This window comes from Pseudoalteromonas sp. SR41-7, from assembly GCF_014163935.1.
Lineage (GTDB): Bacteria > Pseudomonadota > Gammaproteobacteria > Enterobacterales > Alteromonadaceae > Pseudoalteromonas > Pseudoalteromonas distincta.
Genome location: NZ_JACJEF010000016.1, coordinates 69,654 through 84,261, shown reverse-complemented (window position 1 = coordinate 84,261; position 14,608 = coordinate 69,654). Strand labels below are relative to the sequence as shown.

General features: G+C 38.8%; 13 protein-coding genes. 5 read left to right on the top strand and 8 right to left on the bottom strand.

Translation table 11 applies throughout. The features are described from left to right. Positions 1-74: 74 nt before the first annotated feature. The 7 genes from H5092_RS17430 to H5092_RS17400 all read right to left on the bottom strand — a co-directional run bounded on the left by H5092_RS17430 (position 75) and on the right by H5092_RS17400 (position 9,296). Positions 75-779 (bottom strand): SapC family protein, encoded by a 705-nt coding sequence (locus H5092_RS17430; RefSeq protein WP_024597622.1) that lies wholly within the window; start codon positions 777-779, stop codon positions 75-77. 336 nt (positions 780-1,115) lie between these two features. Continuing rightward, complete coding sequence (pgl, locus tag H5092_RS17425) at positions 1,116-1,826, bottom strand: 6-phosphogluconolactonase (protein ID WP_182693523.1); 711 nt, start codon at positions 1,824-1,826, stop codon at positions 1,116-1,118. A 2-nt stretch (positions 1,827-1,828) separates the two neighbouring features. After that, positions 1,829-3,301, bottom strand: a complete 1,473-nt coding sequence (gene zwf, locus H5092_RS17420) for a glucose-6-phosphate dehydrogenase (RefSeq protein ID WP_182696114.1) — start codon at positions 3,299-3,301, stop codon at positions 1,829-1,831. Positions 3,302-3,570: 269 nt separating this feature from the next. Beyond that, positions 3,571-5,217 (bottom strand): glucose-6-phosphate isomerase, encoded by a 1,647-nt coding sequence (gene pgi, locus H5092_RS17415; protein ID WP_039487336.1) that lies wholly within the window; start codon positions 5,215-5,217, stop codon positions 3,571-3,573. 400 nt (positions 5,218-5,617) lie between these two features. Beyond that, positions 5,618-7,873 (bottom strand): aminotransferase class V-fold PLP-dependent enzyme, encoded by a 2,256-nt coding sequence (locus H5092_RS17410; protein ID WP_182734234.1) that lies wholly within the window; start codon positions 7,871-7,873, stop codon positions 5,618-5,620. 135 nt (positions 7,874-8,008) lie between these two features. Continuing rightward, positions 8,009-9,085, bottom strand: a complete 1,077-nt coding sequence (locus H5092_RS17405) for an AI-2E family transporter (protein WP_024606584.1) — start codon at positions 9,083-9,085, stop codon at positions 8,009-8,011. After that, the gene (locus H5092_RS17400; protein WP_002961455.1) at positions 9,078-9,296 is read right to left on the bottom strand and encodes a sulfurtransferase TusA family protein; all 219 of its coding nucleotides are present in this window, start codon (positions 9,294-9,296) and stop codon (positions 9,078-9,080) included. Before H5092_RS17400 ends, H5092_RS17405 begins: the two co-directional genes overlap by 8 nt. Positions 9,297-9,441: 145 nt before the next feature. On the opposite strand from H5092_RS17400, the gene H5092_RS17395 reads away from it, so the two are divergent. Genes H5092_RS17395 through H5092_RS17375 form a run of 5 tightly spaced genes read left to right on the top strand, consistent with a single transcriptional unit; the run spans position 9,442 to position 12,961 of the window. After that, positions 9,442-10,107, top strand: coding sequence for a hypothetical protein (locus H5092_RS17395; RefSeq protein WP_024597628.1), 666 nt, complete (start codon positions 9,442-9,444; stop codon positions 10,105-10,107). A 1-nt stretch (position 10,108) separates the two neighbouring features. Then, positions 10,109-11,566, top strand: a complete 1,458-nt coding sequence (locus H5092_RS17390; RefSeq protein ID WP_039487326.1) for a M48 family metalloprotease — start codon at positions 10,109-10,111, stop codon at positions 11,564-11,566. Between the two features lie 53 nt (positions 11,567-11,619). Then, a complete protein-coding gene (arsC, locus tag H5092_RS17385; RefSeq protein WP_182734232.1) occupies positions 11,620-11,967 on the top strand; it encodes an arsenate reductase (glutaredoxin) in 348 nt (115 codons plus the stop codon). Then, a complete protein-coding gene (wrbA, locus tag H5092_RS17380) occupies positions 11,967-12,521 on the top strand; it encodes an NAD(P)H:quinone oxidoreductase (RefSeq protein ID WP_010555076.1) in 555 nt (184 codons plus the stop codon). Before arsC ends, wrbA begins: the two co-directional genes overlap by 1 nt. Next, positions 12,518-12,961 (top strand): DUF2069 domain-containing protein, encoded by a 444-nt coding sequence (locus H5092_RS17375; RefSeq protein WP_182734230.1) that lies wholly within the window; start codon positions 12,518-12,520, stop codon positions 12,959-12,961. Before wrbA ends, H5092_RS17375 begins: the two co-directional genes overlap by 4 nt. Before the next feature lie 80 nt (positions 12,962-13,041). On the opposite strand, the gene H5092_RS17370 is transcribed toward H5092_RS17375, so the two are convergent. Then, the gene (locus H5092_RS17370) at positions 13,042-14,379 is read right to left on the bottom strand and encodes an ankyrin repeat domain-containing protein (RefSeq protein WP_182734228.1); all 1,338 of its coding nucleotides are present in this window, start codon (positions 14,377-14,379) and stop codon (positions 13,042-13,044) included. Positions 14,380-14,608 lie beyond the last annotated feature (229 nt).

Sequence of the window (14,608 nt, the reverse complement as noted above, 5' to 3'; positions counted from 1 at the left end):
ATTTCAACTAAAGTGAGTTTAATGGCATAAAAAAAGCGCCTTAAGGCGCTTTTTAAAATTTTACGTGTTTGTAATTAAGCTTGTTTAGCTTTTAAACGCGCTAAACGTGCTACTTGGTGAGTAGACGTTAAGAACGAGTAAATTGGTGCTAAGTAACCACGTTTACGAAGCTCTAAGAAATCAGCATCGCTTAACTCGTTTAGTTTTTTCTCATCGATAAGGTAAATACCGTTGATGTCTTTTTTCTCGCCTTTAATGTCTACTGTTAGCGTTTGCGCAATTAGTAGCTCTTTATCAGCAAGGAATTTAGTGAACGCTTCAGTTACTTGAGAAAACTCAATAAATGATACTAGCGCTTCTTTACGACGTTTTAGGTAATCTGTTTCTTCGCCGTTTTCAAATAATGCGTTACCCTCGTCTTCACCAACAAGCGCACTTGCTTCGTCAATTACGATACCGTATTGATCTTGATCTGGGTGTTTAACTAAACCCAGTGGGTAACGAGTAGATGCCATAGGTGCAAATGCTGCAGTCCATTTACCATCTTCTACAAAAAGGTTTTCGCCTGGCTCTAAGCCAAACATAGCAACTGCTTGAAAAGTGCCGGTTTCGTTATTTTTAACGAATGACATTGGAAACTCGTTTGCTACACGTGCAAACTCATGTGCAACTACTGGCACTAAGTGTTGAGTTTTCATGAATTCTACATTGATGCCGTTTTGAATTTTAGTGTTGGCATGTTTTTCGTTGTGTAAAGGCTGTACTTGTTGCTCCGCCATGTTACTGCTCCGTTTATTTTAATTTATATGTTTCATTGTTAATGCCTTTAGGCTAATGCTTTTGAGCTAAAAAAGGAAGGGAAACTTTTATGACAACAACCATGAAAAAATAAAATTTAACTAAATCTGAACGTTGCTAAAAAACATACAGCTCAAACTCATAAATTTTGTTCAAAAACAACACACTTCATGGTTAATTTTAATACAAACCAAAGTTATTCATTAACATTGGTTAACAGTTCAAAGCTATTTTTTTGCAGTGTTTAGGCTTAAATTTAAGCAAATAAAAAAGGCCGCTTATATAAGCGGCCTTTAAAAGTTAAATTGGCATCTAAATTAAGGCGCCCAATATACTTCAATATTTATACTTGGGTGATTAAGCACAGCGCGAAGTGGCATGTCATTAACATCGCCGCCCGCTTTTGCTTGCTTATAAACAGCGAGTTTTTCTTCACCGCTAATTAAAAGCTTAACCACTTTAGATTGCGCAATGGCATTTAAAGTTAATGTCATTCGCTCAGTAATACTACCCGTCACATCACTTTGTATCGCATTAATCGCACATACTGTTTGCTCAGTTGTTAAACCATGCTCTAAACCGTCTGCATTTGGGAATAACGACGCTGTATGGCCATCTGGGCCCATACCTAAAATAGTTACATCATATGGGCTTTTTAGCTCGCTATAAGCCGCTTCACACTCTTGTGCGCCCTGTTGAGCCGTTGCTGCAGCGTTCTTCATAGTAATAAAGTTGGCAGCACTACCATGATTTTGTAATAAAGTACTTTTAATAAATGCTTCATTACTTTTTTCATGGTTTGGATCTACCCAACGCTCATCAACCATAGCAACATCAACATGTTGCCAATCTAAATCAAGCGTTGATAAATGCTTATAAGCGGGCGCAGGAGACGAGCCGCCCGACACCATTAATACAGCACGGCCATCGTTTTTAATGCCATCACGTAATGATTGCTCAAGCGTTGCAGAAAGCTCAGCTGTTAACGCGTCTTTATCGTCAAAAAACTTTTCAACTAATGTTGCCATGCTTATACCTTATCGCCTGTGTTAAACCATACGTGGTTGTTTTCTGCTAATAATTCATCAGCATCATCAGGTCCCCAACTACCAGAACGGTAAAGCGCAGGTTTGCCTTTGCCTTGCCATCTATCAATAATTGGATCAATCCACTTCCACGCTTGGCGCACTTCATCACGGTGAATAAATAACGATGGGTTATTTGCAGCAGCATCAAGCATTAAACGCTTGTACGCATCTGAATGGAAACCATTGCTGTAAGCTTGTGAAAGCTCAATATTCATTGTTACTGGCTCAAGTTGCATTTGAAGATTATCAAGGCGCTTAGACATAAGCGTTAGTTGAATTGTTTCCTCTGGCTGCAAACGAATAACAAGGCGGTTCGGCTCGATATTGCCCACGTTATCTTCGTAGATATTGTGAGATACTTTTTTGTATTCAACCACAATTTCTGCACAGCGCTTAGCCATACGTTTACCAGTACGAAGGTAAAATGGAACACCTGCCCAGCGCCAGTTATCAATATGCGCGCGAATAGCTACAAACGTTTCTGTTTTACTAGAACCTTCATTTAGCTCTTCTAAGTAACCCGGTACAATTTTACCGTTTAAGTCACCTGGTACGTATTGACCACGAACAATATTTTCATCAACATCACCATCTACAAGCGGGCGAAGTGCTTCTAATACTTTTAGTTTTTCGTTACGAATGCTGTTAGCGTTTAGCTTATTAGGCGACTCCATTGCAACTAAGCAAAGTAGTTGTAATAAGTGGTTTTGAACCATGTCACGAAGTGCACCGGCTTTATCATAAAAACCAGCGCGGCTTTCAAGACCAACCGTTTCTGACAAGCTAATTTGAATATTATCAATAGATTTAGCATCCCACATATTTTCAAACAATGAGTTTGAAAAACGCAGCGCCATTAAGTTTTGTACTGTTTCTTTACCTAAGTAATGGTCAATACGGAAAATTTGTTCTTCATTAAAAAACTCTGCAATTTTTCCATTAATTGCTTCAGCAGAATCACCGCAATAACCAATTGGCTTTTCAACAACAACGCGTGATGTAGGTGTAATTAAACCTTTAGTCGATAATATTTCACAACATGTGCCGTAAACAGCAGGCGGAAGCGATAAGTAAAACACGCGAGACTTAGTGCTTTCGTGCTCATCTAAAATGCCTTTTAGCACATCCCAGTTGTCGTCTGCTTCTGTAACATTACTTACCACTGGCACTAAAAAAGTAGAAAACGCTTTCCAATCTTTAGCGTTAAACTCACCTTTGCTTAAAAATTCTTGTAATGCTTTATGCGCTGTTTCTATGTATTCAGCACGTTTCGATTCTTCGCGCACTGTTGGTAGGATACGTGAGCCTTCAGGTAAGTTACCTTCTTGATATGCTCTGTACATTGCAGGTAGCAATTTGCGTAACGCAAGATCACCACCGCCCCCAAAAATTATAATATCAAAAGGATTAAGCATAGTTACTCTCTACGTTGTGATACCCAGTACATTTTGTAAATGCGCGGGTATGCCTATTTATTGCTAGATTAGATGGCTTTTATAGCTGTATTTAAATAAAAGCCTGCTGAATTGTTCTGTATCGATGATTTATTATTATTGTTTATCATTGCGCTTATTAAATGAGCCTTAGGGGCCCTGTATCTCCTCTCACAAAAATACAGACCCTAAGCACTCCAGCGCTACCCGTTCAAAGGTACTCGGTTTACTTACTTGCGTAAGCGAATTTTTTACTGCGTACGGTTTTGTTTGTAGTACGCCATTAAGCCGTTTGTAGAACTATCATGAGCGTGTTTCACGCTATCATCAGTGAGTTCACTCTCAATTTTAGATGCTAAACCTTTACCCAGCTCTACACCCCATTGGTCAAACGAGCATATTTCTAAAATAATGCCTTGGCAAAATATCTTATGCTCATACAGTGCAATTAAACGGCCCACTGTTTTAGCATCTACTGTATCTAATAGCATAGACGTTGTAGGACGATTGCCTTGATGAATTTTATGATTTAATAACTCATCAATCTCTGCTTGCGATTTACCCTTAGCGGTTAAATCAGCTGTAACTTGCGCTGCATCTACACCACTCATCATCGCTTCTGTTTGTGCAAAGAAGTTCGATAATAAAATATCGTGATGCTTATCAACATTCACTTGTGGCTTAACTGATGCAATAAAATCTGCAGGTACAATTACATTACCTTGGTGTAAACACTGATAAAAGGCATGCTGGCCATTAATACCCGTCATGCCCCAAATAATTGGAACTGTAGTATAAGGTACCGTTTCGCCTGCAAAGTTAACGTGTTTACCGTTACTTTCCATTTCGCCTTGCTGTAAATACGCAGGCAACATATGCAGTGCTTGATCGTACGGTAATATAGCTTGCGCTGTATAACCTAAAAAGCTCGTATTCCATACACTAAGCAATGCCATAATTAATGGTATATTTTGCTCAAACGGCGCAGATTTAAAGTGCTCGTCTATTTCAAACGCACCTTCTAAAATTGCTTCAAAGGCGTCGTAGCCTAAATATAAAGCAATTGGTAAGCCTATCGCACTCCAAAGTGAAAAGCGACCACCAACCCAATCCCACATAGTGAATACGTTTTCGTCGCTGATACCAAAGGCTGCCGTTTTTTCTAAATTTGTACTTACTGCAACAAAATGCTTTGCAATTGTACTTTCATCTTTTGTTGTTTGTAAAAACCAGTCAACCGCCGTCTTTGCGTTTGTCATGGTTTCTGACGTAGTAAATGTTTTTGACGAAATAACAAATAATGTTGTTTCAGGGTCAATGGCTTTTAATATAGACGAAATTTGTACACCGTCAGCATTAGATACGTAGTGAACATTTAACGTATCATCAGCGAGTGCTTTTAATGCCTCAGTTGCCATTTGTGGACCAAGATTAGAGCCACCAACACCAATACTTACAACATCTTTTACCGCTTTGCCGGTATAGCCTAACCATTTACCGCTACGAACTTTTTCTACAAACACTTTAATTTTAGCTAATTCGTTGTCTACGGCTTGTGTCACGTTTTCGCCATCAACAATTAATGGAGTGTGAGCACGATTACGAAGTGCCGTATGCAAAACTGAGCGGTCCTCAGTGATATTTATTTTTTCACCGCTAAACATTTTATCGCGCCACGATGCAATATCGCATTCTTTAGCAAGCGACATTAAGTTAGCAAAAACATCGTTATCAATAAGTTGCTTAGAATAGTCGAATAATACGCCTGGTACTTGAGTAGAAAACTGAGAAAAGCGCGTGTCATCTTGTGCAAATAACGTTTTTAGATGTGTTTGTTTCATCTTAGCTGCACTTTGTTCTAGTGCTTGCCAACTTGCTAGTTGCGTTCGGTTAGACATGGAAATATCCTCTATTTTTTTCAATCAATTGATTTAAAAATGTTTTTTATAAAAGAAAAACTCTTAATACTACTTATTCACACTAAATTAAAACGCAAATAGTATAACTAAAAATGCAAAAAAAGTGCTGTTTTTATAATTTTATGTGCAGATGATAACGCAATTTTTAGCTTTTGACACCGGTATCATAAAAATTTTATAAATTAATTTACCTGTAATTTTAAAGGCAACGGCATAGCTTAATCAATCAAAATGAAATATTAATGAATTTTTATAAGCGCTGCTAATTACTTTTCATAGTTATTCACTAATTACTGTAATTGTTTGCCTTGCAAACAAATAAACCTTAAAAACAAAAAATCGGCTCTAAAGCCGATTTTGTATAAATTAAAATCTTTGCTTAATTACTAAGCGCTAGCCCACCACTTAGGTTATAAACAGTTTTGTATCCTAGCTGCATTAAATTGCTCGCAGCAATCTTTGAGCGGTTACCACTGCGGCATAATAAAATATAGTTGTTATTTTTACTTAACTGCCCTTCAAATACCGCATTTGCCATTCTGCTAAGCGGTATATTTAATATTTTTTCATCTAGTGTATTAAATAACTGAGCAACATTATTTGCTCCATGTTCATACGGCTCCCGAGTATCTATTAAATACACATCGCTGGTGTTTAACATTGCTTTAGCGTCATCAAAATTTAATTGCTGTGTATCAATCTCAGGCAATGCATTTACATAACCACACAATTGCGTGTTATTTACTTGCTTTGAAGCGTCGTACTGCTGCTTTTGTATTGTAAATTCATCAACTGAAATACTGCCGCTTACTAACGCATTGAGTAATGGCGTTTGGTTTTGTTGTACAGCCCAGTTCATGGCAAAACATTGTTGGTAGTCGTGCCCTGAGCAAATAATGCTGGTGCTATTAAGTTGCTCGCTTATTGCTAAAATAGAGCGTGCCATTGCTTTTGCATCCCCACTTATAAGCGATGTATTGCCAAGCCCTGCAGGCAAAATTAAATCACCACAAAAACAATAACGCGTTTCGCCATTACTATTTTTTAATAAATAACTTACGCTATCTTTGCTGTGCCCAGGTGTCGCTATTTTTTCAAGTACGTCATTTGCTAAGCTAATACTTTCTGCATTTAGTGGCCAACCTAAAGCATCAACCTCACCTTTTACAACTCTTGATGCCAGAACGCTGGTTAATAAATTAGTCGCTGACTCTCGCTCTTGATGCAGATGAGTATTAAGCACCGCTGATATAGTTAAGTTTTGTGTATTGGCTATTTTTTCAAAACGCGGAATAAGCTCAACAATCGGGTCTATTATAACTGCGCGCTTATCATCGCTTACATAAAGCCAACTACATGCTCCTTGGTGCCTAAACTGAGTAAGGCCAAGTGCGCAAACCTCTTGTTGTGGTGTAGTGCTATCAGATACAATTAAACAGTTAGCCTGTAGTATTGCTTTAAGAGCGCGAATACGCACACAAGCATCATCAATATCGTGTTGTGTTGCCGCAGGTCCAAACGATAGCCTAATCGCATTTTCACTTTGCCACTTACTTGCACCCATTGCATCTAAAACAAAACTTGTTGATGCGCCCGTACTACAAGCCGAGCCACCACTTACGCGAATGCCCGCAGCATCAAATAAATCAATCACTTCTTTGCTCGTTAAATCGTTTACCGCAAAGTTAAGTGTGGTAGGCACGCTATAAGCAAAATCATGATTGAATGTAATATCGCCAAAGGTGTCTTTTATCGCGCTTTGTAACTGGCTTCGATAAGAGTTTAGTGTGCTAATTGGTTTAAATGTATCGTCTGATTTATCAAGCAACATACTAAATAGTTTGTTTAACCCTGCAATACCGGGTAGATTTTCGGTGCCTGAACGCATTCCACTTTCTTGACCGCCACCCGCTATAAAAGGTGTATACGCACTGCCACTACGAATATATAAAAAGCCAATACCTTTAGGTGCGTAAAGCTTATGCCCCGAAAAAGGAGCGTAATCAATAGTCGTATTGCTCAGTGCGAGCGCTTGTTTACCGAGTGCCTGTACGCAATCCACCATCCACGATACATTTTTGTTACGGCTACGGATCACCTGCTCTATAGCGTGTAAATCTTGATATACACCGGTTTCGTTATTAACGGCCATGGTGCAAATCATCAAAGCGTTATTAATATGCTCTGCGATAAAATCTAAATCTAAAATACCGTTACTATCAACCGGAATAGCAAGCACCTCAGCATTAACGTCAAGTACGCTATTCCAGTGCTTGAGTGTATTTGGCACCGCTTTATGCTCAGTAGCGCCATATAATAATACAGGGTTTTTAATAGACTGCTTTTTAGCATTAATTAATGTAGAAACCACCGCAGTTTGAATACCCTCCGTTGCACCAGAGGTAAATAGGATATCGCCATTAGTTGCGCCAATAACCGTGCGTGCCTTTTGACGTGTTTGTTCTAATAAATGCTTGGCTTGAATACCTGTGATGTGCGGGCTTGAAGGATTACCAAAACATATTTGCATGGTATGAGAAACAACATCAGCAATACAAGGCAACACAGGGGTCGTTGCATTTGCATCAAGGTAAACTTGTTTTACTGGCTCATCGTGCAATAAAAACTCAGACATTAAAAAACGCACCTTATTACTAAAAAATATATCTTATTACCAATAGTACATAAATTTACAGGTAATGAGTAATAATCAATTAGCACTAGAGGTGCGTTTACTATGCTTTTTTAAACTAAAAGTCTGTTTGCTTAACTATTCACTGAGCTCTTTGCTGATCTCTTCGTGCGTTGACGACCAAGCTGTTATTAGCGCTTTTACTAATGAGGCCAGTGGGATGGCAAAAAATACGCCCCAAAACCCCCATAAACCACCAAAAAATAATACCGCGACAATTATAAATACCGGATTTAAATCAACTGCCTCAGAAAACAACAGCGGTACAAGTACATTGCCATCAAGCGCCTGAATAATTCCATAAATAATTAAAATGGTCCAAAACTGCGTTTCTAATCCAAACTGAAACAGTGCAACTGCCGCTACCGGAATAGTGACGAGTGCCGCGCCAATAAATGGAATTAATACCGAAAAGCCAACAAGCACACCAAGTAAAGCTGCATAGCGCAAATCTAAAACAGTAAATGCAATGAAAGACACACCACCAACAATTAAAATTTCGAATACTTTACCGCGAATGTAATTCATAATTTGTTGGTTCATTTCGTTCCACACTTGTAAAATCAAGCGTCGTTGCTGCGGGATCAGTTTAGCTATACTCCCTGTCAGCTCCAGCTTATCTTTAAGCATAAAAAACACCAGTAACGGCACAAGTACCAAATATATAAGCCAAGCAACAACATCTTTTAAAGACGTAAGTGAAAACGATAATACCGCTTGACCAAACTCAATAATTTTAGCTTCTACGGTTGCAACAATAGCTTGTACTTGTTCTATATTAATTAAACTTGGGTATTGTTCAGGTAAAGCCATTAAATAAGACTTCCCCTGCTCTAGCATATGCGGTGTTTCTTGCACTAAGTTACTGGTTTGCTTCCAAAGCACTGGGCCAATAACTAAAATAAGAGTGAGCATAATGCTAATAAATATCAACATTACAATAATTGTTGCAGTAAAACGTTTTAAGCCAACACGCTCTAAATGAACAACCGGCCAATCTAGTAAATAAGCGATAACCAGTGCAACAAGCACAGGAACAATTAACGCGCCAAAAAAGTAAAGTAAGGCAACTGATACCAATAATAAAAATAATAAGGTAGACGAATGAGGATCCGAGAACTTCCTTTCGTACCATGTTTTTACGTATTCAAACATGTAATGGCTCCACTAATAACAACCCACGTTGTTTATCAAAATTGTAACTATAAGCATTTTTTTGCAAAAAACGTTCAATGTCGTTCGCACTTTCACCTTTGTTCAGACTAAAAGTGATGCGTTGTTTTGATGACTGTGCACTTCGAAGCGCAAGCTTAAACTGCACAAACTGCTGAGGACACTTAAACTCTTTTAAATCGCGCTCTACCATAACTACTTTATCCGTATAGTAAATGAATAATAAGTCGCATATTTACGGTCTACGTATTTATATACTCAAACCGTTGTAACTTTTTGTTAAAACAATTCCTGCAATAGTTTATCCTTATAACATAACTAGCAGTAAGGATAAGTTAATGCCTGGCACGCATAATAAAGCGCAACTACCAAGTAATCCAACACTCAAAGAGATTAATTGGTTTAAAAAGCAGATTAATTGGGGCGAACTACCTCCTTTTTATCACCTTGTTGCCTCATCAATAAGCGAATCAGAAGGAATTTTAGATCATGGGTTCGACAATGCAGTTAAACAACTTTTAGATAAACGTAATTGGAACTTAGATTTATTAGAAGGCTATGAAGATAACTTAGGTGAAATACATACCAAACATAAGCCACGTATTGCGTTGCACCAAGTGTTTACCGACAGAGGCTTTGAGCTATGGGCACAGCCTTATGCTAAAGATGTTATTGTTGATCAATACATAAAAAACAATCGCTTTATGGAGTTTAGAGTGTGGGACCCACATTCAATGAAAAACTTGATCAGAATAAGTCAGTTACATAAATTTATTGGCTTTTATTTTGAACGAGGCGACAAAGCAGATAAAGCCATTATTTTACATGCACACAAAGTAGTACATAAAATTATTACTTTTTTGCAGCGAGAATTGAACGTTGTAAAGCTTGATGGAGTCACAATAAAAGAACTATACCAATTGTGCGAAAAAGACAGCCGTGCAAGCAGTGACGAAATAGACATAGCCAAAATTGCAATTGGCGAACAAATTAACAAGGAATAAAATGCAGCTAAAATCAGCATTTATCACTTTATGCAGTGCTGCGCTTACGTTTAGCTTATTAATAAGCGAACCTTTAAAAGCGCAAACGAACTTTACGCTTCCTGATTTAGGAACATCTGCATTACAAGCACTGCCACTCGAAAAAGAACAAGCCATTGGCGAAGTAATGATGATGCAAATACGAGGCTCATCACCAGTAATAAATGACCCAGTGCTTGATGAATACCTCACAACTATTGGCCGTAAACTCGTTGCTAATGCTAATGACGTGCGCTTTCCGTTTTCGTTTTTTTGGATAAATAACTCAGAAATAAATGCCTTCGCCTTTTATGGCGGCCATGTAGGCGTGCATACAGGGTTAATAGCTCAAGCCGATAACGAGAGCCAGTTTGCCTCAGTGCTTGGTCACGAAATTGCTCACGTAACACAGCGCCACTTAGCACGAAGAATACAACAACAACAGGATAACAGCGCGCTGACTATTGCCGGTATGATAGCCGGCATATTAGCAACCGTTGTTGCACCAGATGCGGGTATTGCCATTATATCTGCCAGCCAAACACAATCTGCTTTTAGTCAGTTAACGCATAGTCGCTCAGCCGAGCAAGAAGCTGACCGCATAGGCATGCAAACGCTTAACAATGCAGGCTTTGATGCCCGTGCATCGAGCGAATTTTTAACTAAACTTGCCGCGCAAATTCGTTATAAATATAAACCACCTGCGTTTTTACTTACTCACCCATTACCAGAGAGTCGAGTATCTGATGTACGTTTGCGTGCAGAGCAATTTCCTGTGCGTCATATGAGTGCCAGTCTTGAGTTTAATTTAGCTAAAAGCCGCGTGCTTGCGCGCTACGACAACAAACCAGAAAACGCCGAAGACCTATTTAGAAAACGACTTCGCGAAAATAGCTACGATAACACCGCTTTAAAGTACGGTTTAGCTATTAGCTTACTTGATCAAAAAAAGCTTGATGAAGCAGCCCCAATACTAGACGAGCTTTTAAAAAACGATCCTAAAAACCTATTTTATATAGATACCCATACCGATTTACTCATCGCGCAAAAAAAGGCAGATGAAGCCGTAAAATTTTTAGCCGATTTAAATCAGTATCGCCCTAATAATCAGGTAATTACGCTTAACTATGCCAACGCAGCACTTGAAGCTGAGCAATATGAACTAGCCGAAAATATTTTGAAGAGTTTTTTACTCGAAAAGCCAGATCATAACCTAGGTAAGCAACTTCTGGCTGATGCGTATAAAAAACAAGATAAATTAGCCTCATATCACGAAGCGAACGCCGATGTATTGGCTCAATACGGTGCTTATTTAAAAGCCGCAGACGAAGTACAAAAAGCACTTAACTTCGTAGAGCCAACCGAACTTGTAAAGCAACAGCGTTTAAAAGCACTACTTACCCAGTATCGACTTTTACAAAAAGAGCTTGCAAGACTTTAAGTCTGCAAGCGCTTACCCTAAAATAGACGCAATTCACACTTTGGAATCATTTTATGTCTGTTACTATTTACCACAACCCACGTTGTTCTAAATCACGCGAAACGCTAGCACTACTGCAAAGTAAAGTGATAGAGCCAAGTGTTGTAGAGTATTTAAAAAACCCTCTTACTCACGAGCAAATTTCAACGCTTGTAATCCAACTTGGTTTTTCATCCGTACGTGAAATGATGCGCACAAAAGAAGATGACTACAAAGCGCTTAATTTGAAAGATGAAACAAATGAGGATGCACTTATTAACGCTATGGTTAAATACCCAAAATTGATTGAACGCCCTATCGTAGTTAATAACGATAAAGCAGCGATTGGTCGTCCACCAGAAAACGTACTAAGCGTTTTATAATGAGTGCAACCATAGTGGTGCTTTATCACTCAAGCCATGGCTCAGTTGAAGCAATGGCTCACGAGATAGCAGAGTCGATAGAGCAACAAGGTGCTAGTGCACTACTTCGCACCTTTGTGGCTAAAAATGCGCACGATATTGTGATCACCAAAGATGATTTAATAAATTGCGATGGTTTAGCATTTGGTACACCAACCCGATTTGGCATGATGGCCTCTCAAGCAAAAAGCTTTTGGGAAACCACCAGCGATTTGTGGCTAAAAGGCCAATTAATCGATAAGCCAGCGTGTGTATTTTCGTCATCAAGTAGTATGCATGGTGGAAATGAAGCAACCTTACTTAACTTATCTTTGCCACTATTACACCACGGTATGATGCTTCTGGGTGTGCCATATGATGTGCCCGAACTACTTGCAACACAAACCGGTGGAACACCATACGGTGCAACACACGTCGCTGGCAGCGCTAATAGTGCACAGCTAAGCAAAGACGAAATTAAAATATGCCAAAGCGTTGGTAAACGCCTTACTCACATTGCGAGAAAACTTAAATGACTACAGCTGACAGTCCAGCTAAAAAGCCGATTACGGTAAAATTTCAACGTGCAGCACTATTTGGCTATGTTGGTTTACTTATTCTGATTCCTTTGTGGATGTGTTTTGTACCCCCTCTAGACGGTAATACTAGTTGGGTGTCATTGTTTTTTCCTATCATTCCTTTACTGCTGCCGCTAAGAGGCATAATTCAAGACAACACATACACCTATGCGTGGGCTAACTTTATTGTAATGCTTTATTTTATCCACGGTCTTACCATGCTGTGGGCAGCACCAGATGAATTAATTTGGGTGTTGTTAGAGCTTGTGTTTGCCTCTTCAATGTTTATTGGTTGTACTTACTACGCAAGACACCGCGGACAAGAACAAGGTTTAAAAATCCGTAAGCTTAAAGAAGAATTAGCTGAAGAAAAAGCAGCAAATGAGCACGGTAAATAAGGCTTAACCATAAACGCTATATACAAAAAAACGCGCTTAAATTACTTTAAGCGCGTTTTTTATTAATTGTTTAAAACTAGCTAAACTAAATCGCTCAAGGCAGCTAGCACCACAATACTCGCCAACCCTATTTGAGCAATTAAGCTAATAAACGAAAAGCCTCTAAGCACAAATAAACCCCAAGGGTGTTTAATATGTGGATATAGCGCACAGCGCTTTAATGTGGTCGCAAAGAAAAAACAAATCACCGCAGTCATAGTTAAACCCAGCGTCAGCTCACTTTTAATTGAGAGGGTTTCATCAAAAAAGAAAAACAACTGTAAAGGCAGCAATATAGTCACAATAGCATGTAGCACATGCACTTTTTTAATGCGATCGAACTGCCCTTCTGGCGAAAGTTCTTTAATACCAAAGTCACGCTCTAAACATTTAACTAAGTTATTAGCTTTAATACTCACCGCTAAACGGTAACAGCTTAAACCTTCTTTATTACGTGCTCTAAAATCGTATCCGGCTTTAATAAGCAGCACCATTAACGACTCATTTTTAGCAAACACAGCATAATGAAGCGCAGTATTACCTAAGTTATCTGTCGCTTTTTTGTCTTGCTTTGCAAGTAGTGTTTCGATCACATTTACAAAGCCTTTTTCGGCGGCCCACATAAAGGCTGTTTTATTATTTTCATCAGCAAGTACACCAGTAGCGCCTTGTTCAATAAAACGCATAGCCATTGTTTGCTTAGCTGTTTTTTTACGTAAATGAGTAAGCAAAGCTTTTTCTAAGAGAACAACAGAGTCAACATCAGGAGAAACCTGCGTAAGCAGCGTAAAATAGTCTTTACCCGCAGCTACTTTTTCGCTGGCAAGTTCAGAGAGAGTATCTAAATCAGCAATAGACTCTGGAATAAACGCACTTAGGCGCTCTCTAAAATCAACTTCTTTCCAAAGCGCTAATGTGTCCTTTGCCGAGAGTTTACTTTTATTATTTAACGCATGCTCAATTAAGGTGAAATAGCGTTTACTAAAAAATAAATCAACTAAAGACAGTGGCGTATCTATGGTATTTTGTGCAGCCACGCTTGCGTATTTTTCAAGGCGCTGGCACAGCATAAGTACTAGGCTTTCAGGGGTGTATTCATTATCGTAGTAATGGCTTTTAACCGCACTAATATACGCTTGTGCGTCTTCGTCATATTCAGAGATATGTTGAAAGTAACATTCTTCAAATGGCTCCAGCGGGGTTAGCCATGCCAAATAATAAATAGGTGGCAGCACGGTGGTGCATACACCATCGTCTTCATTTGTAGAACGACAAGCAGGCCAAGCTTCCAAAGCATCTAAAATAAAGGCACCGTTTTGTTCTACCAGTCCTTTAATAAGTAATGGGTATTCCTTTGGCCAAATCAGTACATTTTCCATTAAAACAACACAACTCCAGTGTGGCTTGGGGGTGGTAAGTTATATCAGTTTTAAGCTGACACCACGCTTAATCAAAGTGCCGATATTCTAGCACACCTTTGTTTTGCTGCTAGCGCAAAATTACGCAATAACAACAATCCTTTAGGATTATACCAATTCGCTTAATTAAGTGATTTATTTTGAGGTAGAAAACCGTGTGATAGCAAGGCAAAAATTTTGTTGTTTACTT